19 protein-coding genes and 1 riboswitch are annotated in these 20,152 nt (G+C 34.3%); of the genes, 2 read left to right on the top strand and 17 right to left on the bottom strand.

Annotated elements, in window-relative coordinates; all coding sequences use genetic code 11:
• Positions 1-25: 25 nt before the first annotated feature.
• From pyrF to ACFHWD_RS00760, 11 genes are all read right to left on the bottom strand, one after another.
• Positions 26-886 (bottom strand): orotidine-5'-phosphate decarboxylase, encoded by an 861-nt coding sequence (pyrF, locus tag ACFHWD_RS00710; protein WP_150357950.1) that lies wholly within the window; start codon positions 884-886, stop codon positions 26-28.
• Positions 887-911: 25 nt separating this feature from the next.
• The gene (locus ACFHWD_RS00715) at positions 912-2,099 is read right to left on the bottom strand and encodes a dihydroorotase family protein (RefSeq protein ID WP_378059834.1); all 1,188 of its coding nucleotides are present in this window, start codon (positions 2,097-2,099) and stop codon (positions 912-914) included.
• Between the two features lie 41 nt (positions 2,100-2,140).
• A complete protein-coding gene (locus ACFHWD_RS00720; protein ID WP_150357948.1) occupies positions 2,141-2,572 on the bottom strand; it encodes an aspartate carbamoyltransferase regulatory subunit in 432 nt (143 codons plus the stop codon).
• A gap of 13 nt (positions 2,573-2,585) precedes the next feature.
• On the bottom strand, positions 2,586-3,506 hold the full coding sequence (pyrB, locus tag ACFHWD_RS00725) for an aspartate carbamoyltransferase (RefSeq protein WP_150357947.1): 921 nt from the start codon (positions 3,504-3,506) through the stop codon (positions 2,586-2,588).
• 369 nt (positions 3,507-3,875) lie between these two features.
• Positions 3,876-5,195, bottom strand: a complete 1,320-nt coding sequence (locus ACFHWD_RS00730; protein WP_150357946.1) for an MFS transporter — start codon at positions 5,193-5,195, stop codon at positions 3,876-3,878.
• Between the two features lie 78 nt (positions 5,196-5,273).
• Positions 5,274-6,422 (bottom strand): galactonate dehydratase, encoded by a 1,149-nt coding sequence (gene dgoD / locus ACFHWD_RS00735; RefSeq protein ID WP_150357945.1) that lies wholly within the window; start codon positions 6,420-6,422, stop codon positions 5,274-5,276.
• A gap of 53 nt (positions 6,423-6,475) precedes the next feature.
• Positions 6,476-7,429, bottom strand: a complete 954-nt coding sequence (locus ACFHWD_RS00740) for a phosphoglycerate dehydrogenase (protein ID WP_179977921.1) — start codon at positions 7,427-7,429, stop codon at positions 6,476-6,478.
• The gene (locus tag ACFHWD_RS00745; RefSeq protein ID WP_150357293.1) at positions 7,426-8,427 is read right to left on the bottom strand and encodes a 2-dehydro-3-deoxygalactonokinase; all 1,002 of its coding nucleotides are present in this window, start codon (positions 8,425-8,427) and stop codon (positions 7,426-7,428) included. Before ACFHWD_RS00745 ends, ACFHWD_RS00740 begins: the two co-directional genes overlap by 4 nt.
• A gap of 3 nt (positions 8,428-8,430) precedes the next feature.
• On the bottom strand, positions 8,431-8,916 hold the full coding sequence (locus ACFHWD_RS00750; protein ID WP_150357292.1) for a bifunctional 4-hydroxy-2-oxoglutarate aldolase/2-dehydro-3-deoxy-phosphogluconate aldolase: 486 nt from the start codon (positions 8,914-8,916) through the stop codon (positions 8,431-8,433).
• 65 nt (positions 8,917-8,981) lie between these two features.
• Complete coding sequence (locus tag ACFHWD_RS00755; RefSeq protein ID WP_179977923.1) at positions 8,982-9,728, bottom strand: IclR family transcriptional regulator; 747 nt, start codon at positions 9,726-9,728, stop codon at positions 8,982-8,984.
• A 158-nt stretch (positions 9,729-9,886) separates the two neighbouring features.
• On the bottom strand, positions 9,887-10,414 hold the full coding sequence (locus ACFHWD_RS00760; RefSeq protein WP_179977924.1) for a cysteine hydrolase family protein: 528 nt from the start codon (positions 10,412-10,414) through the stop codon (positions 9,887-9,889).
• 152 nt (positions 10,415-10,566) lie between these two features.
• Here ACFHWD_RS00760 and ACFHWD_RS00765 point away from each other — a divergent pair, with 152 nt between their 5' ends.
• Positions 10,567-11,121 carry a hypothetical protein gene (locus ACFHWD_RS00765; RefSeq protein WP_150357289.1) on the top strand — a complete coding sequence of 185 codons (555 nt, stop codon included), beginning with the start codon at positions 10,567-10,569 and terminating at the stop codon, positions 11,119-11,121.
• 175 nt (positions 11,122-11,296) lie between these two features.
• Positions 11,297-12,976, top strand: a complete 1,680-nt coding sequence (locus ACFHWD_RS00770) for an NAD-dependent malic enzyme (protein WP_268905676.1) — start codon at positions 11,297-11,299, stop codon at positions 12,974-12,976.
• 101 nt (positions 12,977-13,077) lie between these two features.
• On the opposite strand, the gene ACFHWD_RS00775 is transcribed toward ACFHWD_RS00770, so the two are convergent.
• The 6 genes from ACFHWD_RS00775 to hflX form a co-directional block, all read right to left on the bottom strand.
• Positions 13,078-13,896, bottom strand: coding sequence for a xanthine dehydrogenase family protein subunit M (locus ACFHWD_RS00775; RefSeq protein ID WP_150357287.1), 819 nt, complete (start codon positions 13,894-13,896; stop codon positions 13,078-13,080).
• The gene (locus ACFHWD_RS00780) at positions 13,890-14,357 is read right to left on the bottom strand and encodes a (2Fe-2S)-binding protein (protein ID WP_150357286.1); all 468 of its coding nucleotides are present in this window, start codon (positions 14,355-14,357) and stop codon (positions 13,890-13,892) included. The genes ACFHWD_RS00775 and ACFHWD_RS00780 overlap by 7 nt, the downstream gene beginning before the upstream one ends.
• A complete protein-coding gene (locus tag ACFHWD_RS00785; protein ID WP_150357285.1) occupies positions 14,357-16,471 on the bottom strand; it encodes a xanthine dehydrogenase family protein molybdopterin-binding subunit in 2,115 nt (704 codons plus the stop codon). Before ACFHWD_RS00785 ends, ACFHWD_RS00780 begins: the two co-directional genes overlap by 1 nt.
• Positions 16,472-16,686: 215 nt before the next feature.
• Positions 16,687-17,622 (bottom strand): NTP transferase domain-containing protein, encoded by a 936-nt coding sequence (locus tag ACFHWD_RS00790; RefSeq protein WP_150357284.1) that lies wholly within the window; start codon positions 17,620-17,622, stop codon positions 16,687-16,689.
• A gap of 93 nt (positions 17,623-17,715) precedes the next feature.
• The gene (gene thiW, locus ACFHWD_RS00795) at positions 17,716-18,213 is read right to left on the bottom strand and encodes an energy coupling factor transporter S component ThiW (RefSeq protein WP_150357283.1); all 498 of its coding nucleotides are present in this window, start codon (positions 18,211-18,213) and stop codon (positions 17,716-17,718) included.
• Positions 18,214-18,334: 121 nt separating this feature from the next.
• Positions 18,335-18,434, bottom strand: a riboswitch (TPP riboswitch).
• Positions 18,435-18,562: 128 nt separating this feature from the next.
• Positions 18,563-19,819, bottom strand: coding sequence for a GTPase HflX (hflX, locus tag ACFHWD_RS00800; RefSeq protein ID WP_179977929.1), 1,257 nt, complete (start codon positions 19,817-19,819; stop codon positions 18,563-18,565).
• Positions 19,820-20,152: the final 333 nt, after the last annotated feature.

Here is a 20,152-nt window from a genome sequence, read left to right on the forward strand (position 1 = left end):
ATTTTTTCTCCATTTCTCTCCATTATTATCTTAATTTCCATATATCTTCTCTCATTTTAATGCACGCTTCCCTGGCACATTCTCCATAGTTTTTTTCACCCATTTCCCTGTTCTTATAGGCAAGTAATATACCTCTGGAGGAGTTCACCACGCCGCCGTTGCCATTTTTAAGATAAACTGAAATATCCTCAGCTTTTCCACCTTGTGCTCCGTATCCGGGTATTAAAAAAAAGGTAGTATTCAAATTGCTTCTAAGCTGAGCTCCCTCTTCCTGATGAGTGCAGCCTATTACACCGCCGATACTGCTGTAACTGCAGTTCCCCAGATATCTTTTGCCCAGGTTGTTTATTTTTTCTCCCACTATTTCATATAATTTTCTCTTTTTTTCCGTATTTACATACTGTAAATCCCTAGCACCCCTGTTTGAAGTTCGTATAAGTATGAAGAGGCCTTTATTTTTGCCTGCAATATAAGGTATATAGGGCTCTATGGTGTCAAACCCCATATATGGATTGAGAGTGATAAAGTCACTCTCAAAATCTCCATTAAAGTGGGCTCTTGCATACATTTCAGCTGTCTTTGCTATGTCTCCCCTCTTAATATCGGCAATAACTATGGCATGCCTGCTCCTTATATATTTCAAAGTCCTGCTATAAGCTCTAATACCCTCAATTCCCAGGGCTTCATAGTAGGCAATCTGCACCTTATAACAGGCAGCTACATCAAAAGTGCTGTCTATTATATTTCTGTTGAATTCAAATACTGCATCCTCTGCACTTTCACAGGATTTCACTATATTTTTAGGTATGTATTCCAGGTCTGTATCCAGACCTACGCATACATTTCCCGTCTTCTCCACTCTGTCATATAATTCATCTATAATCATAAATAACCCCCTCGAATCAAAAATATCAAATTTCCTGTTCAAACACAGTCTTTCCTGCTTTTATTGTTTTAATCACTTTACCAAATACCCTACGTCCTTCAAAGGGAGTATTTTTACCTTTGGATTTAAATTCACAGCTTCTTATTATATAATCCACGTTTAAATCTACCAAAATCAAGTCTCCATCATATCCTGGAGTTATAAGTCCTTTCTGGACCTTCAATATTCTGGAAGGATTTCTGGACATCAACTGTGAAAGTCTATTTAAAGTTATGTGACCTCCCCTAACAAGCTTTGTATAACACAAGCTGAAAGCTGTCTCTATACCTGATATCCCAGCTGCACCTCTTTGCTTATCTTCTTTCGTATGAGGTGCATGATCCGTACTTATAGCATCTACCCAGCCTTTTTTTATACTGTCCACGAGGTAATTTACATCCTCTGCATCTCTTATGGGAGGATTCACCCTGTAATTGTTTCCTGAAAGGACTATATGATGAGGAGTAACTTCACAAGTTATATTTGCCCCATTGCTTTTAGCCCTTATTATATATTCCATGGATTCTTTGGTGCTTACATGGGCTATGTGCACAGGACATCCTGTATATTCCGAAAATGATATATTTCTCCAGGTCATTATATTTTCCGCCAGCCTCATGTCAATGTCCGAAAGGGATCCATCCTCTGAATGGCACATTACTATCTTTCCCAGTTTTCTAGCCTTCATCATAGCTTTCAGCATAATTCCGCCATTCATGACATCTTTTCCGTCTTCAGATATTATTTTTACATCTCCGCTGAGTTCATCCAAATGATTTATATCCTCTCCGTCAAAATTATTGGTTATAGTGGCACATTGATGTGCATCTATCAGTCCCACTTCTCTGATTCTTTTCAATACATAATTTATAGTTTTCATGCTGCTGCAGGGGGGATTCGTATTTGCCATGAGATTTACCATGGTATACCCCCCTCTGACTGCAGCCCTGCACCCACTTTCTATATCCTCTTTATCTGTAAATCCCGGTTCTCTAAAATGCACATGCAAATCTACCAAGGATGGCATTAGAACTAACCCTTTAGCATCTATTGTCCTGCAATTTCCTTCCAGATTTTTTCCAATTTTGTTTATAACTCCATTTTTTATATACACATCTCCTAGAAAATCCTGAGAACAATCCACTACCCTGGCATGCCTTATAAGAAGTTCCATTTATAATCATCCTTTCACGAACTCTAATCCTACTGTATACTTTATAGGGATATATTTTCATATATCTGATCACAGTATTCACATCTGTATTCCCCTGTCTTTTCATCCACCAGGTTAAAAATATGAGGTATATTTTTTTCTACAGAAGTTACACATCTTGGGTTTTTACATTCTATTATATTCTCCACCCTGCGCGGCAGCTTTAATTTTATTTTTTTATATATGGATTCATCCTTTATTATATCAATTGTTATGTTTGGATCTATAAACCCAAGTACATCAAAGTCCATTTCCAGATTGTTTTCTATTTTTATAATGTCTTTTTTCCCAAGCTTTCTGCTTTCAGCATTCATTATAAGAGCCACAGAATAATCAACTTTATCCAGCTCAAGATACTTATATATTTTCATTCCAAATCCAGCCTTTATATGATCAATGACAATTCCGTTCTTTATACTATTTATAGTAAGCATTATTCATTACCCCCTATTGAATTCCAAGTAATTTCATCATAAGAGCCATTCTAACGTACATGCCGTATTTCACCTGTTTAAAATAACAGGCCCTGGGATCCCTGTCAATTTCATAAGAGATTTCATTTACTCTCGGCAGTGGATGCAGCACTATCATATCCTCTTTCGCTCTGGACATCTTTTCTCTATCCAATATATAGCTGTCCTTCAACCTTACATAGTCCTCTTCATTAAAAAATCTTTCCTTTTGAACTCTTGTCATATAAAGAATATCCAAAGAGTCTATAACATTTTCCAAATTACTCGTTTCACTGTATTCAACATTCTTATTGTCCAGCTCTTTTTTTACATAATCGGGTATTTTCAATTCCTTGGGAGATATCAATGTGAAGCTGTTTCCTTCATACCTAGACATGGCTTTAATAAGCGAGTGTACTGTTCTTCCAAACTTTAAATCTCCACAACATCCTATCTTCAGATTGAACATTGTTCCTTTTATAGATTTGATAGTTAAAAGATCTGCAAGAGTTTGAGTAGGGTGCTGGTGCCCTCCATCTCCCGCATTTATAACGGGTATAGGGGAGTACATAGATGCAATTTTAGGTGCTCCTTCTTTTGGATGCCTCATAGCAGCTATATCCGCATAGCAGCCAATTACCCTTATGGTATCCGCTATGCTTTCACCTTTTGACACGGAACTTGAACGTGCATCTGAAAACCCTATTACCTTTCCGCCCAGTCTCATCATGGCTGATTCAAAGCTCAACCTGGTTCTAGTACTGGGTTCATAAAATAACGTAGCCAGTAACTTTCCCCGACATACCTGAGAGAATTTTTCTTCTCCCGAAATTATCTCATTGGCTAATTCAAATATTTCATCAAGCTCTTCTGTCGAAAAATCCATGATGTCGATTAAATGTCTTCCTTTTAACATTTTCCTTCCTCCTTCTCAGTATCTCTGTACTAAAATTAAAGGTTCAAAAAAGTGTCTCCTCAATTTGGAAGACACTTTTACTGAATATTATATAATATCTTAAATCATTACTAAGCCTTCCCAGTTTCTCTGAACTAGTTTTAAAGGGCTCCTACTATTTAATTTACCGTAGCTTAGAATAACACAATTTTAGTTTCAAGTCAATATTTAATTCATTTTTTGTGTTGTTAACTTGTGATAATGTCATCTTAAGATTAACTTTATAAAACGTCAATTTCAACTAAACTATAAAATTATATTAACACATTAATAATAACATTGGTGAATCACATAAGAAAATTACAGTATGTTTTTATGAATTCTAGATTATTAGCCATTAACCTTTATTCTTTCAACTTTTCCTACTAAGAATATGTAAGACAAAGCTCCCAAAAATGTAATCACACCAATTAATATAATAGCCGGTTGAAAGTTTCCCCCCTTGACAATAAATCCAATAGCTAATGGTATAAAAATCGATGATAAATTTCCTATAAAATTAAATACACCTCCTGTTAACCCTATTAATTCTATAGGAGCTATTGTAGATACAAAAACCCACGTTATTGATGCTAGTCCATTTCCTAGAAAAGCCAATGTCATAAACAAAACAACAAGCGATGGACTTTCAACAAAATTCGCTGCTACTATTGATGTTGATAATAATAGCCCAAATATTATAGGTGTTTTTCTTGCTATCCCAACTGACACACCTTTTTTAATTAAAGAATCCGAAATTATTCCAGAAATTATTACACCACAAAATGCTGCTAAAAATGGCAGTGAAGCTAAAAAACCCATTTTAATAAAACCTAAATGTCTATATTCTACCAAGTAAGTTGGAAACCAAGTTAGGAAAAACCATAATGTTGAACACACTGCAAATTGTCCTATATATATACCCCATAATTTACGACTAGTTAATACAATCTTAAAATCATTTATGGTAAATTTACGCTTAATCTTTCCCTCTTCATTTTTATTAGATATATCTACTATTGCTCCACCTTTTCGAATAAAATTAAGTTCCCGTTCATTAATCCATTTGCTTGCCTTAGGATCTCTATATAAAAAATACCATCCTGCAGCCCATAACATCCCAATCACTCCTGTAATGACAAACAAGGCTCTCCATCCAAAAATATTTTGAAGTGCAACTAATAAAGGAGTTAAAAATGCTAATCCAACAAACTGCCCTGATGTGTAAAATCCTATAGCAGATGCTCTTTCATTTTCTGGAAACCATGTAGTTACAACTCTATTATTAGTTGGAAATGCTGGTGCCTCAAAGATTCCCAATGATATTCTTAATCCTAAAAATGACGGAAATCCCTTAACAAAAGCTTGTAATAACGTTGACAATGACCACATTCCTAATGATATCGTATTCATTACCCTTGATCCAAACTTGTCCAAACATATTCCTCCTGGAATTTGCAAAAGTGCATATGCCCAACCAAAAGCCGAAAATATTAGTCCAAGTTGTACTGATGATAAATGTAATTCTTTACTAAACATTGGGGCAGCAATGGATACATTACTTCTATCCATGTAATTAATTATAACACATACAAAAACCATTGCTAATATTATCATTCTTGCTCTTGTAGGTTTTGTATTTTCAATTCTTATATTTTTACCAGTTTCCATATTTATCGTTCCCTTCTAAATATTATTAAGGTAAATCTAAAACACTATACAAAAAGTTTATATCTATCTTTCCAAAAACTACCATTCCGATATACTTCCATCATTATGTCTCCATATAGGATTTCTCCAGTTATGTCCTATCTTAGCCATCTTATCTACATAATTCTCATTAATTTCAATTCCAAGGCCAGGCCCATTAGGTATTTTTACATACCCATCGTTATAATCAAAAACTTCTTTATCCTTAAGATAATCTAACAAATCTGCTTTAACATTATAATGAATTCCCAAACTCTGCTCTTGAATAAATGAATTATATACAGTTGCATCAACCTGTAAACATGCCGCAAGTGCTATTGGTCCTAATGGACAATGGGGAGCTGCTGCAATATCAAATGCTTCTGCCATAGATATTATTTTTTTACATTCAGTAATTCCACCAGCATGAGATAGATCTGGCTGAATTATATCTACATATCCATCTATAAATACTTTTTTGAAATCCCATCTAGAAAACATTCTCTCCCCAGTGGCAATTGGTATACTTACAGCATTTGCGATATCTCTTAGGGCTTCATTATTCTCTGGCAATACTGGCTCTTCTATAAACATGGGTTTATATGGTTCTAATTCTTTTGCAAGAACTTTAGCCATTGGCCTGTGTACCCTTCCATGAAAATCTATTCCAATTCCAATGTCAGATCCAAGAGCTTCCCTTATCATAGCTATTCTTTCAACTGATTTATTTACTTTTTTATATGAATCAACAATTTGCAGTTCCTCAGAGCCATTCATTTTTACCGCCGTAAATCCTGCATTAACAGCCGACTTAGCTGCTTTAACAACATCCGAAGGACGATCTCCGCCAACCCATGAATAAACCTTAATCTTATCTCTACATTTTCCTCCCAGTAATTGATATATAGGAACATTAAAATATTTCCCTTTTATATCCCAAAGGGCCTGATCAATTCCTGCTATTGCACTCATTAATATAGGTCCACCTCTATAAAATCCTGCACGGTACATAATATTCCAATGATCCTCAATTTTCATTGGATCTTGATTAACCATATAATCCATAAATTCTATTACTGCAGCTTTAACAGTTGAAGCTCTTCCCTCAACTATTGGCTCCCCCCATCCTGATATTCCTTCATCAGTATTTATTTTTAGGAATAACCATCTTGGCGGTACTTGAAATAATTTATAACCTGTAATTTTCATAATAACCCTCCATAATATATTAAATTAATATTAAAATAATAATTTTTATTGAATTACACTATTATATTGTCTGGCGTTTCATTATTTAATTTTTTTACCACATTCCAAGAACATGTAGTACTTACTGAGTCTATAGCTTCTTTTGAATATGATGCTATATGAGGCAAGATAACAACATTATCTAATTTCAGCAAAGGATTTCCTTTTGCTGGTTCTTTTTCAACAACATCTAAACCAGCACCTGCCAAATGCCCATTAATAATATTCTTATACAGAGCATCTTCATTTATGATTCCACCTCTTGATGCATTGATTATAAAACTTCCTTTTTTCATTATTGACATCTGGGGTTCATCTATAAGATTTCTCGTACCCTTGTTTAGAGGAATATGCAAAGTTAAAAAATCCGAATTTTTAAGAATATATTGAAATCCTGATAATTGTACTTTATCATAATTATCTGGCAATTTATTTATAAACGGATCGTATGCTATAACTTTCATGTCAAATCCTAAAGCCCTTTTCGCAACCTTTTTACCTATTGCACCAAATCCTATAATACCTAAAGTCTTATTATGCACATCAACGCCAATAACTTTTGTCCATTCTCCACACTTTACTATATTTGAGGCATATGATAACCTTCTTGCAATGTCAATAATCAATCCAAAGGTCGTATCTGCTACCGCATCAGAATTTACACCTGCTACATTAGTTACACAAACATTATTCTTCTTAGCTGCATTTAAATCAATATTATCTACTCCAGTCCCATGTTTACAAATAATCTTTAAATTTTTACCTTTTTCTATTACTTTTTCAGTAATCTTATCTGCACCTACTATAAGTGCATCATATTTATCAATTACATTTAAAAAATCTTTTTCTTCCAAAAGACTTGGCTTACTTTTAAAATCATATTCTATATTATTTTGGCTCAATATTTTTAGTGGCCTATCACTCACCTGTCCAAATGATCTTGAAGTAATAAATACCTTTTTATTCAATTTAGCTCCTCCATTCTTATAAGTTCTAGAAAACCTTTTACCGCAAAGCTTTCTTTTTCCGGTTGTTGAAAAGTGTTAACAGGTATATATCTATTTAACTTTTTCATAAGAATTCTATAAATATTAGCTATTTTGTTATTTCCAACAATAGCTATACCTTTTATATCCATCCATTTATCTTCTAATATTTTCTCAAATGCTAATATAACTCCACCCATTATTACACCTTCTAAAAACGAAGTTTTTTCAACTTTATCTAATTTACTAAATATTTTCATAGTATTTACTAAATAAAGTGCCCTATTTATTCCATATTCCTTTAACGCTTGAAAACCCATTAACAACATTTCCTCATCAATCTTGTCTGTTTTACTGTCTATTGAGGTTGCTAAAATCGTACTCGTTGAAACTGCATAAAAAAGTTCCCCTGAAAACGTAGACAAAATATCTTTAATAGAGCCATGCTTAATATATACTATATGGGTATGAGATCCTGGTAAAAACACTGATACCCCATCTTCCTTCCAATCTTCCTTAACCATTGACAACATACCAAATGTTTCTATCTCTTCACCTCTCATATTATTAATAGAAGAAATATTATACCTATTAGCTACAAAATCTTCTCCTATCGTCTTTACTCCTCTAATTAAGTAAATTGATCTTTTAAAAAAATCAGGCTCATAATATTTATAAATAGTATCATAAAGTCTTTTAATTGAAACTGGAACAGTTATATGTGATACTTCCTTAATTCCAAATGGCGAAGTAACCATTCCTGAAGCATATACCCTATTGATATTATTATCTGACAAATTATTATTATTTAGTATGCTGTCATACAGCTCCTTTAAACCCTTTAGTAATACAATGTTGCTGCCTAATATAGACGAGTCTTTCGAACCCACATTCTTTTCTAAAAAATCAACAACCTTAAAGTCTTTAACTAAATAAATTCGTGTGTTGGATGTCCCTGAATTAAAATAAATATTATACATTAATTAGCGCCCTTCAATCTTATCTACATATTTTTTTGATAATTTTTTTATCATACCAAATTCTCCAGCTTGTACATTCTTTTTATTTACTAGATTTCCTCCGACACCAACACCCGATATCCCAGCACCCATCAATTGAGATATATTATCCAAATTAACTCCTCCTACTGCAAGTAGTGGAATATAGTTTAGCGGCCCGTATACAGCTTTAATATATCCTGCTCCCAATAAACCTGCTGGAAATAATTTAACAAAATCAGCTCCTGCATCATATGCAGTTACAATCTCTGATGGTGTAAAAGCACCTGGTATAGATATTTTATTTAACCTCTTAGTTTCTTTAATCACTTTTATATCCGTATTAGGCGAAATAATATAATCAGCCCCTGCTTCTATTGCATTATTTACTTGTTCAATTGTAAGGACTGTTCCTGCACCTACACAAATTTCTCCCTTAAATTCCTTTTTTATTAACTCTATGGATTCCAATGTAAAAAAAAAGCACCCTTTAGGTGCAATGCAAAATTTTCCCAGCTTCTATAAAATATGTATTCCTACTTTCCTCCAAGTTTTCTAGAAATTTCATTTGCTGCATCAAACATATCTTCTATAATAGCCTCCTTGTTGGAAATTATTCTAGTCTTTGATCCAGATATGCTAATAGCAGCTTCTATATTTTTGTCCACAGTAGAAATTGTTGTGCCAATACAATATAGCCCATATTCACTCTCCTCATCATCAATAGCATAGCCCTGACGTTTAAATTGTTCTAACTGTCTAATAAGTACATTTTTATCCGTAATTGTATGTTTAGTAACTGGTTTTAATTCAATATTTGAAAATATTTTTTCTTGTTCCTCTCTTGTCATAGCTGATAAAAATGCTTTTCCCAATCCAGTATTATATAAAGGTCTATGATATCCAGGTTGTGCAGTTGTATTAGCAGATCGATTTGAATCAATCTTCAATATATAAACAACTTCATATTGAGCACGAATAGCTAAAAAAGCTGTTTCTTGAACTTTTTGTGTTAATTTCTGTAGTATTGGTTTCGCCACAGCACCTATATCAAAAGATTCCATAGCTACTGATCCCAGCTGGATTAATCTTACTCCAAGAACATATTTCTTAGCTTCATCTCGTGCTACATATCCTGAACTATACAATGTTCTAATCAAATTAGAAGTACTGCTTTGTGGAATATCTAATTTTTTGCTTATATCTGCTATAGTCAATCCACTTTTATTTTTTGACAATAACTCAAAAATTTTTAAAACTCTATATGCTGATTTAACTTCCATTTCTTTCTCCTAAATTATTTTACGTATCTTCATCATAATATCATCTGACGTAAAACAACCTTATTTTAGCTAAAAATAATAAAACATTACTATATTTGCTATTTTATTATACATTATTAAACTTAATATTATCAAATTAACTAAAAGATTCTAATTTCTCATCTATTTATAACCTTTATCTGCATTCCCTCCATAACATCAAAAGCTTTTTCATTTAAGCTGTCATCATTACTGGCAGTACAGGATGCATCAACTATGATTTCAGCCTCTGGCAGCGCCGCTTTAGCTAAAACAGCATTGGATATAACACAGATATTGGACACAACACCAACTAACTCTACACTGTCATATCCGTTACCACTAAGATATTTCGCAAGTTCCATTGAGCCAAAAGTAGGTTTTTCAAAACGCCTGGTATTTTCATCATATAAAGTGGCAACTTTTCCGTATAAATTCCATCCTTCTGTATCCACGATACAGTGTGGAACAGGCAGATTCTTTCCCTCCTGAGTATTTAGATAATTATCTCCATGGGTATCAAAAGTGAACGCCACTTCATAACCGCTTCCCCTATATTGCTTAATCTTTTTTTCAATTCTACTTTCCAGTGCAACTGCTTTTTCAAACCCCAGACTTCCATCTACAAAATCTTTTTGATAATCCACAACTACCAGTATTTTTTTCACTGAAAATCGCTCCCTTATACACTCATATAATTTTTCTTTTATAAATAATTATATAACATCCAGTAAAAAAATCCTAATTCTAAAATTTCTTCAATATACTTTTAAGTTCAGACATCAAAATCACATTGTAAATAAAATTTAGGGGGAAATAAATGAATAAAATAAAATTTATCTATGATTTAATAGGTGTAATCAAACAAAAGGAAAATATTAAAGGCAGTTTCAACATGACAGGCGTAAAGGGAAATACTAAGCTGTTTGAGATGAACAACAATAACGGATTCCATATTCATTATCACGATGATCTTTATTTTCATAACAGTACTAAATTAAATCATGAAAATAGAGTAAATAAATTTAAATTTCTATTTGATGTGTTAAATAACATTAAAATTGAAAAAAACCAAGAAAGTGGCTATACTGTTTCTCTAATTTCGAATAAAATTTCTGAAGATGTGAAAAAACTATTATTTAATATCATAAACAATCAAGCTAAGGAGAAAAATGATAATTTCTACAAAAATTTTAGTTTTGAAAAGAGCTCTGATGAATTTCATGATTTTATGAAACAGCTTCATAAATCAAACAATTTTAAACTCCATATAAAACTGTCTGTAACTGACAAATACGAAGTTAAAAAATCTGTTATGGAAATAGAAAACCCTCAGTCCAGGATGAAGCTAAATGTAAATATTGATTTAACTTGATTTAAAATTTAATTTCTCATATTTTTAAACCAAAAAACTGAAAAAATTGATCCTGTTTAGTATAATATTATATAAGGTAAATTTCAAAATAGAGGATGTAGATCAAGTAGACACTCTTGCTAGAGTGGACTTTACGGTGAATTCCCTATGCAAATTCAATTTTACTTTACACTGAATATTAAAATACAAATCAACTAATAAGGAGTGTTTACAGATGAATTATTTAAAAGGCCAGGATTTATTGAGAAACCCATTTTCAAATAAAGGAACTGCTTTTACAAAAAATGAAAGAAAAAAATATGATTTGACAGGTTTCCTTCCGGATGCCGTAAGAACTATAGAAGAGCAGGAAAAATTAGCCTACGACAGATCAAAAAACTTTGGGAGCGATCTTGAAAAACATCTTTATCTCATGAACATATATGACACCAATAGAACTCTGTTCTATTATCTAGTTGGAAAACATATCGCTGAATTTCTACCTATAATTTACACCCCAACTATAGGAGATGCTGTCATAAATTATTCCAAAAATTACGATACTCCAAAGGACGCTGTTTTTTTGTCGATAGATCATCCCGAAGATATAAAAAAATCCATTCAGGCATTCCTCAAAGATCTGGATGAAATAAAGCTTATAGTTATAACTGATGGTGAAGGCGTACTTGGCATAGGAGACTGGGGAGTACAGGGCGTTGATATTTCTATCGGCAAATTGGCAGTCTATACTGTAGCTGCAGGGGTAAATCCCAGGAATGTCCTTCCTGTAGTAATAGATATGGGAACCAATAATGAAAAACTTTTAAATGATCCCTTTTATCTGGGAAATAAGCACAGAAGGGTTACAGGTAAAAAATATTACGATTTCATAGATCAATTTGTAAAGATAAGTCTCGAATTATTTCCTGAAGCACTTCTTCACTGGGAGGATTTTGGCCGCGGAAATGCCAGAACTATTTTGGAAAAGTATAGAAAAAAAATCTGTACCTTTAATGATGACATTCAGGGTACCGGTGTGATGATGAATTCTGCCATAAACGCTGTAGCCAGGGCCACAAATATACCTGTTAAAGATCATAAAGTGGTGATCTTTGGTGCAGGAACTGCTGGAATAGGTGTAACTGATCAAATATTCCAGGAAAAGATACGAAATGGCCTATCTGAAGAAGAAGCTAAAAAACAATTTTACCTTGTAGATCGTCAGGGACTTCTTACTGACGATATGGATACTCTTACGGAGGGACAAAAAAAATATACGAGATCGAAAAATGAATTTAAAAATCCTTTAAAAAATCTGGCTGAAATAATAAGAGAAGTCAAACCCTCCGTACTCATCGGCACCTCTGGTGTACATGGTGCCTTTACAGAAGAAGTAATAAAAGCTATGTCTGAAATAAATGAAAGACCTGCCATTATGCCCATTTCAAACCCTACAAGACTCTGTGAAGCAGCGGCACAGGATATAATAAAATGGAGTGACGGCAGGGCACTCGTAGTTACAGGAAGTCCGTCAGATCCTGTAACCTACAAAGGAGTAACTTATATCATAGGTCAGGCTAATAATGCACTTCTCTATCCTGGATTGGGACTTGGCATAATAGTTGCAAAATCAAGAATAGTGACAGATGACATGTTGTCTGCCGCAGCGCACGGTATTGCATCCCTGCAGGATCTCTCAAAACCAGGGGCTCCTATTCTTCCTCCAGTTGATAAACTTAGAGAAGCCTCCAAGCTTGTAGCCATTGCTGTAGTAAAGGAAGCTGTAAAAGAGGGCTTAAATAGAAAACCTATATCTGATGCTAAAAAAGCAGTAGAAGATGAAATCTGGGAACCCTATTATACAAGTAATTCTTAAATTGAGATAATGTGCTAACTTTCAAATAAAACAATGTGCCTGAATTTGATCTATACAAATCCAGGCACATTTCCACTTTAGTTTAAGTCATCTAATATAAATCAGATTCCCTCGCTCTCAAGGAAATCACGAAGCAAATTCATGCAGACAGCTTTTCTGTATTCCGCAGAAACCCTGCCCCTTATAGGGACAATTGCCCTATCGTATGCTGCAAGATAATCTTCCTTAACAGACTTTGCCTCCTCAATGGTCTTTCCCACGAACATTGAATCAATATCATCCTTTCTTAATATAATATCACTGACTGCACCAAATGCAGTAATAAATCTTTTAATTATGCTCTTGTCAATATTGATCACACCGGCAAAGGAAACCCTTGAAATAGCAAGAGCATTTCTTGCCCCTACTTTTTTATAATAGTAATTGTTAAAACCTGTTTTGTCCATAAGTATTTCAACTAACAATTCATCATCTTGCAGCGAAGTCTTATTTCGTCCAAGATAAAATTGAGTAATTGGAATAACACGTTCACCTTTACTGCTCACAAGTCTCAACTTAGAATCCGTAGCAAAAAATACCAATGCGCTGTCTGCTTTTGGGGAACCATTACATATATTACCTCCAGCAGTTCCCAGATTTCGAATTGCCGGTGCAGCGATCTGGGACACTGCTTCTTTTAAAATAGCTGGTGTCAATTTACTTTCAATAATTTCTGTAAAAGTACATGCCGCTCCAATACGGATATATTTTTCATCTTCTACAATCTTTTTCATTTCAGGTACTTTATTTAAAAATAGATATTCAGCATCTTTTCTTGGTTTAACCATTAAATCAGTACCTCCAGCATAAGGCGTGACAGACTCTTTTGCACGGATTTTCAGTGCCGCTTCCAAGGATGCCGCTTGATAACAATTTACCATAACCCTTTTCCCTCCTTTGCTGCTATAGAAATTGCATTAACTATAGCATTGTAGCCGGTACATCTACAGAGATTTCCAGAAATACCTTCACGGATTTCTTCTTCTGTAGGATTTGGATTTTTGGAAAGGATACACTCAGAAGCAAGTACCATTCCAGGAATGCAAAAACCACACTGCACCGCACTTACAGAAGCATAGGCCCTGCTTATTACTTCGAAACGCTTGGTTTCACGATAACCTTCAATAGTCATGACAGAACTGCCTTCAATACTTCCCATAGCCACCATACAGGAATTGACAAGTTTGCCATCGAGAATTACAGAGCAGGCTCCGCATTCACCCTCCTTACATCCGCATTTCACGCCTGTAAGACGGAATTCATTTCGAAGTATATCCAGCAAACGCTCATTTGCTTCCGCTGTAGATGCCACTTCTTTTCCATTGAGAATAAATTTTATCATTATTTAAGCACCCCCTGTAAAACCTTCATAGTATCTTCCTGGGTAAATGGTACCTTATTTAAATTTACACCAAGAGCATTTTCCATAGCTTCGATATAAGCAGGAGCTACACCGACAAGGGGAAGTTCGCCTGCGCCTTTTGCTCCATAAGGTCCATGAGTGTATGGATTGTTGATAATCTCCGTTACCAGATTAGGCACATCCACTGCAGTGGGAATAATATAATCAGTAAAACTGTTATTACGAATTCTTCCTTTTTCATTACAATTTATCTGTTCCATAGAAGCATATCCAATACCTTGAAGGAAGCCTCCCTGCATCTGTCCTTTTATAATATTCATATCAATGGGCACACCTACGTCATAAGTCCCCCATGCACCCAATACCTTTGTGGCTGCAGTTAGAGTATCTACTTCAACCTCAACCACATTAGCAGCCCAGGAATAAGTTGGATAAGCATCTCCCTTGAATTCTTTAAGGCTGAATGGAATTACAAAATCAGGTTCTATAAAGTGTTCTTCTACAACCTGTTCTTTTCCTGATTCCCACTGTTTTTTAAGTTTTCCCGCTGCACGTCTAAGCAGTTCTCCGACTACCATAAGGGAACGGCTGGCTACTGTAGGACCTGAATCAGGTACACGATCCGTATCTGGATTTTGTATTAAAACCCTGTCATAGGAAATTCCAAGTGTATCTGCAACAATTTTACTAAAAGTAGTTTTTATGCCTTGGCCTATATCAGAATTGCTGGCCAAAATCTCTACAGTATCATCTGAGTTTTTTCTTATTTTAACAACAGCTTTGATGAGATCGCGTTCTCCACTGCCCGTAAAACCGCAGCCATGATAGAACACAGACATACCAATTCCCTTACGATATCTTCCCCTCTGATTTTTATACTTCTTGCATTTATCACGATAATCAGTGAGTTCGTCAATTTGCTTAATCATTTCAGGTAAAGGTACATGGAAGTGATACTTACCGCTGGTGGACGTTGAATCTCCCTGTTTAACAATATACTTTTCTTTCAGTTCCAGAGAATCAACACCCATTTCCCTGGCAATATGATCCATCATCATTTCTACCGCAAAGAAAGTCTGGGGAGCACCAAAGCCTCGAAATGCACTGCAGGGTATAGTATTGGTCTTAACCGCACGTCCTACAACACGCAAATTTTCTATATCGTATACACCACTTGCACAAATTACACCACGCTGCAAAACTACAGGCGACAGAGTAGTATATGCACCGCTGTTAAACAATACATCAATATCCATGCCAGTAATTTTACCATTTTTTACAGCCACTTTATAAGTGCATATTGAAGGGTGCCGCTTTGAAGTAAATTCCATATCTTCACGCCTGTCAAATATAACTTTTACCGGTCTGTTAACTTTTTTCGCTGCTACCGCTACCTGGCAGGCAAGTATGGATGGAAATGCCTCCTTACCTCCAAATCCCCCACCAGTAACATCTTGAATAATCTGTACATCCTTTTCATCATATCCAAGTGCCTTTGTAACTGCACCATGTACATAATATGGGCACTGCATGGAACCACGTACAGTCATTCTTTCCCCATGAGGATAGGCAATCATACCTTGAGTCTCCAGATAGGCTTGTTCTTGATAGCCTGTTTGAAAAGTTTCCACAAAAACACGGTCTGCTTCCTTTAATGTCCTATCTATATCTCCTTTTGCATAATTATAATTAAAAAAAACAGTATTGGATTTGCGCATGTCTAGAACAGGTATCTGCTCTTCATATACTACAACAATTTCATTTAAAATCCTTTTAACTTCATCAAGTTCGGGACCAACAACCATCAAAATTGGATCACCGATATATTCCACAGTATTCTCAGCATATACAGGCGTATCATCAAGAACTATATGAACACGGTTTTCCCCTGTCACATCATTTTTATTCACAACATAATATCCCTCAGGTAATTTAGGTACAACAACATCAGCAATGCGTGCTTTTGCTTTAGTAGAGTGAAGAAGTTTGCCATAAAGCATTCCTTCCATTACACAATCATCTACATATAAAGCACGTCCACTTATTTTATCATCGTGATCCTTTTTCTTTATAGATCTGCTTATTTTTTCCATATAATTCCTCCTATATGTTTTATTCAATTCACAACTACAAAGATACTTATTCATTTTACCTTATGTGAATACGTTTAAATTCATATAGGGTAAAATAAAAAACCCTCTTAACATTTATAATAAGTAAACATATCTGTTACATTCATTATAAAATAGAGGGTATATTTCATCAAATTCTTTGTCAAAGGAACTTGCTTTACATAAAATTCTGGATTTTAAAATAGTCTGTCAAATTCATCTTTTGCATATTGACGCACGTTTTGTTCAAAAAGCTGATATTTTTCTAAGAACTTTGCTCCTTCTTTTGTTAAAAAAGTTTTCCCGCCTCTGCTGCCACCATGTCTTCTTTCAACCACTGCATAACCTAATTCTTGTTCCAGTTGATTTAACATATTCCACGCCTTACTGTAAGATAATGCCATATGTCTGCATGCACCTCTTACAGAGTGCATCTCTTTAATCAGCAGCAAAAGTAATTTTGTCCTCGAGTTAAAAAACATGGTTTCCTTTTCAATACTTATTCTAACAAAAGGATGAAGAATGTGTTGATTGTGCTTTTTTAGAAGTTGATCTAAGTGATCAATATCATCCATATCTTGAAGGATACCTTCATCTTCTATCTCCATCAGTTGTTTTTTCACTTTAATACTCCTAATGGCTCCTCTCATTCCCATATTTCCGTTATATTTTAAAATGTCTGGAATCAATTTTGAAGATATCAAAAGAGGGTGTCCAGATTTTCCATGATAGGATGGAGAAATAACCTCCGCACCACATTCCATCATCTTCTGAATGGTCTCCGGTGTAAACATTGGAATACTTACAGGGTTAAATATCACCTGATCACATTTATCTTGCAAAAATTCCAATCCAATTTTCGCAGAATCAAACATCTGTGAATTTTCATAATTCTTGTTTTCTAAAAATATAACTCCGTAATCAGCCAAATCATGCTCAACTTCCCTGGCTTCATATCCAGTTATCACTACAATCGGTGAAATTTCAACCTGCTGAAAGGTCAAAACAATTCTTTTTACTGCAGTAATAGATCCAATTTTCAATAATGAGCATTCATCATTACCTTCAGATATCTTTCCTGCCGCTACAATTATGCCACCTGTTATTTTTTCCTTTTTTTTCTTTATAATCATATCTTTTACCCCGTCAAAATAATGCAAATTTTCCATGCTTACTTTTTTAGCTAAAATTTTGTTGCTTTACACAGCGTGGCAGGGACCATTGATTTAGTCTTGTCTTAAATTATTTGCACTACCCTTTATTGCTTCTATGGACTTTAATATAAAATATGCTATCAAACTGCCTATTGTTGTATTTATTAAAAAAGGTACTACAAAAAAGAAAGCAGCTACGTCTTTACCAAGTATAAATTTTGCAATGGGAAATGAAAGAAGTGATCCTATAATACCTGTTCCTATAATTTCTCCTGCAACTGCAAAAAGTTTTTGATTTGTTCTTTTATAAAGTATAGCTGCAAAAAAAGCTCCTATCATACTTCCTGGAAAAGCCAAAAGTGTTCCAGTGCCAGTAAAATTTCTTATAAGTGAAATACAAAAAGCTGTCAATACTGCATAAACCGGCCCTAAAGTGACTGCCGCTATCACATTTATTATATGTTGAACTGGCGTACATTTAGAAGCTCCTATAGGAAAATATATGGCACTTCCACCTAGTACCCCAATGGCCGTAAGCATGGCTGCATATACAATTTTTTTTGTTTTCAAAATAATTTCCCCCTTATATTATATAATATTTAAAATATAATTTAGCTCTTGAGGGTGAAATTTTCACCTTGAAAATTTACGTAAAAATGCCTACCACTAAGGTAAGCACTAAATATAAATCAATCATAAATATTTTGCTTCCCTACGATAGTATTAACTATATCAGGTTTAAAGGGTCAGGTTTTAACCTTCTCAACCGGGAGGTCCCCCTACAAAACTAAATTAATAATATTAAATTTAACAACAGCATACTACTTAAATAGGATTTTGTAAAGTAACTATCTTCTCATCCAAACACTGTCTAATTAATTTCACTTCATTAATAGTTAAATCCATCATAAATGCCAATCTAGATTAAATAATTTTTGTATTTTTCATAATCAGATTTTTTACACTCTACAGATAAAAGTATGCCGTTATTTTCATAACTAGTTGACTTTATTCCTGCATTGTCATTAAAATAAGCTACTATATTTCCCCTATCATAAGGAATTAGAAATTTGCAGCAAATATAGCTTTCAAAAATTTTTCTACGAATTGCCCCCACTAATTTATCCATTCCCAATTTTTTCTTGGCGGAAATATATACATAGTCCTCCTTACTTTCAGGAATTTTGCCTTCCACTAAATCTATTTTGTTATAGCAGTAAATAACGGGAATATCCTCCACACCCAGTTCTCTCAATGTATCAATGGTGACATACATCTGTTTCTCATAATTGGCATTTGAGTAATCCACCACATGAATAAGCATGTCGGCTTCAGAAACTTCTTCTAGTGTTGAGCGAAATGCCTTTATTAAGTAGTGGGGCAATTTACTGATAAATCCCACTGTATCCGTCAATAAAAAGGACTTATTATCTGGCAGATCAATTCTCCTGACAGAAGTTTGCAATGTTGCAAACAGCATATCCTTTTCAAAAACCTGTTTATCATCTGACGGATTAAACAAATCCATCATGGCATTCATAACCGTAGATTTACCTGCATTAGTATATCCCACTAAAGCAATCACAGGTATATCTCTTCTTTTACGCTTTTTTCGTTGATTTTGACGTTGTGACACAAGCACTTCCAGTTCTCTATTCAGGCCACTGATTCTGTTTTCAATTTTTCTACGGTCAAGTTCCAATTTTGTTTCGCCGGAACCTCTGTTTTTAAGAGATGATCCCCCTCCTTGACGATCCATGGATTCCCCAAATCCAATCAATCGCGGGAGCATATACTGAAGTTTCGCTATCTCCACTTGAAGCTGGGCTTCTCTAGTCCTTGCTCTTTTTGCAAAAATATCAAGAATCAAAGAAGTTCTATCTATTATACCGCAATTTAAGCTTTTTTCTAAATTACGAATTTGAGAAGGTGACAACTCGTCATCAAAAATTACCACATCTGCATTTTTCTCATCAACTAATTCACATACTTCCTTAATTTTACCACTGCCTAGATAATGAGATGAATTCACTTTATTTAATTTTTGCGTCACCTCTCCAACTACTTCTATATCACATGCCTCTGCGAGGCTGAATAATTCCTGCATAAGGCTTGCAAAATCCTTATCATTATTAAGATTTGCTCCCGCTATTATAGCTTTTTTCTCCCGTTCCATATATATTCCTCCATTTTTATTGAAATAAAAAACACAGGCCTGCTACCTGCGCATTGAGTAAACGGAATATACGTAACTATTAGATATACGCAAAAGGGAGTGGATTTACGTTTTCCCTTTCTAATACATTTTTACATACATATACCATCATATATCCATATGTTTATAAGGTTTCTTAAAAATAGCCAGATCAATCCCGATTACTCTACACTTATAAGTAGAGCCTTTAATCACTATAAAATTAGTTAAATAAAGCATAAAATCGGAATCTGATACGCATTTTAAGCAGCCCTCCTTAAATCTAAAATCATTTATATGATATCATAGACATAG

Source organism: Clostridium sp. MT-14, assembly GCF_042436595.1.
GTDB lineage: Bacteria > Bacillota > Clostridia > Clostridiales > Clostridiaceae > Clostridium_B > Clostridium_B aromativorans.

Coding starts and splice junctions, on each gene's coding strand:
- pyrB (WP_150357947.1), bottom strand. CDS start 3,506: ATGTTAAAAGGAAGACATTTAATCGACATCATGGATTTTTCGACAGAA.
- ACFHWD_RS00720 (WP_150357948.1), bottom strand. CDS start 2,572: ATGCTTACTATAAATAGTATAAAGAACGGAATTGTCATTGATCATATA.
- ACFHWD_RS00790 (WP_150357284.1), bottom strand. CDS start 17,622: ATGATTATAAAGAAAAAAAAGGAAAAAATAACAGGTGGCATAATTGTA.
- hflX (WP_179977929.1), bottom strand. CDS start 19,819: ATGGAACGGGAGAAAAAAGCTATAATAGCGGGAGCAAATCTTAATAAT.
- ACFHWD_RS00785 (WP_150357285.1), bottom strand. CDS start 16,471: ATGGAAAAAATAAGCAGATCTATAAAGAAAAAGGATCACGATGATAAA.
- ACFHWD_RS00765 (WP_150357289.1), top strand. CDS start 10,567: ATGAATAAAATAAAATTTATCTATGATTTAATAGGTGTAATCAAACAA.
- dgoD (WP_150357945.1), bottom strand. CDS start 6,422: ATGAAAATTACAGGTTATAAATTATTTCAAGTACCGCCAAGATGGTTA.
- ACFHWD_RS00775 (WP_150357287.1), bottom strand. CDS start 13,896: ATGGTAAATTGTTATCAAGCGGCATCCTTGGAAGCGGCACTGAAAATC.
- ACFHWD_RS00755 (WP_179977923.1), bottom strand. CDS start 9,728: ATGGAAGTTAAATCAGCATATAGAGTTTTAAAAATTTTTGAGTTATTG.
- ACFHWD_RS00745 (WP_150357293.1), bottom strand. CDS start 8,427: ATGTATAATATTTATTTTAATTCAGGGACATCCAACACACGAATTTAT.
- ACFHWD_RS00715 (WP_378059834.1), bottom strand. CDS start 2,099: ATGGAACTTCTTATAAGGCATGCCAGGGTAGTGGATTGTTCTCAGGAT.
- ACFHWD_RS00780 (WP_150357286.1), bottom strand. CDS start 14,357: ATGATAAAATTTATTCTCAATGGAAAAGAAGTGGCATCTACAGCGGAA.
- pyrF (WP_150357950.1), bottom strand. CDS start 886: ATGATTATAGATGAATTATATGACAGAGTGGAGAAGACGGGAAATGTA.
- ACFHWD_RS00730 (WP_150357946.1), bottom strand. CDS start 5,195: ATGGAAACTGGTAAAAATATAAGAATTGAAAATACAAAACCTACAAGA.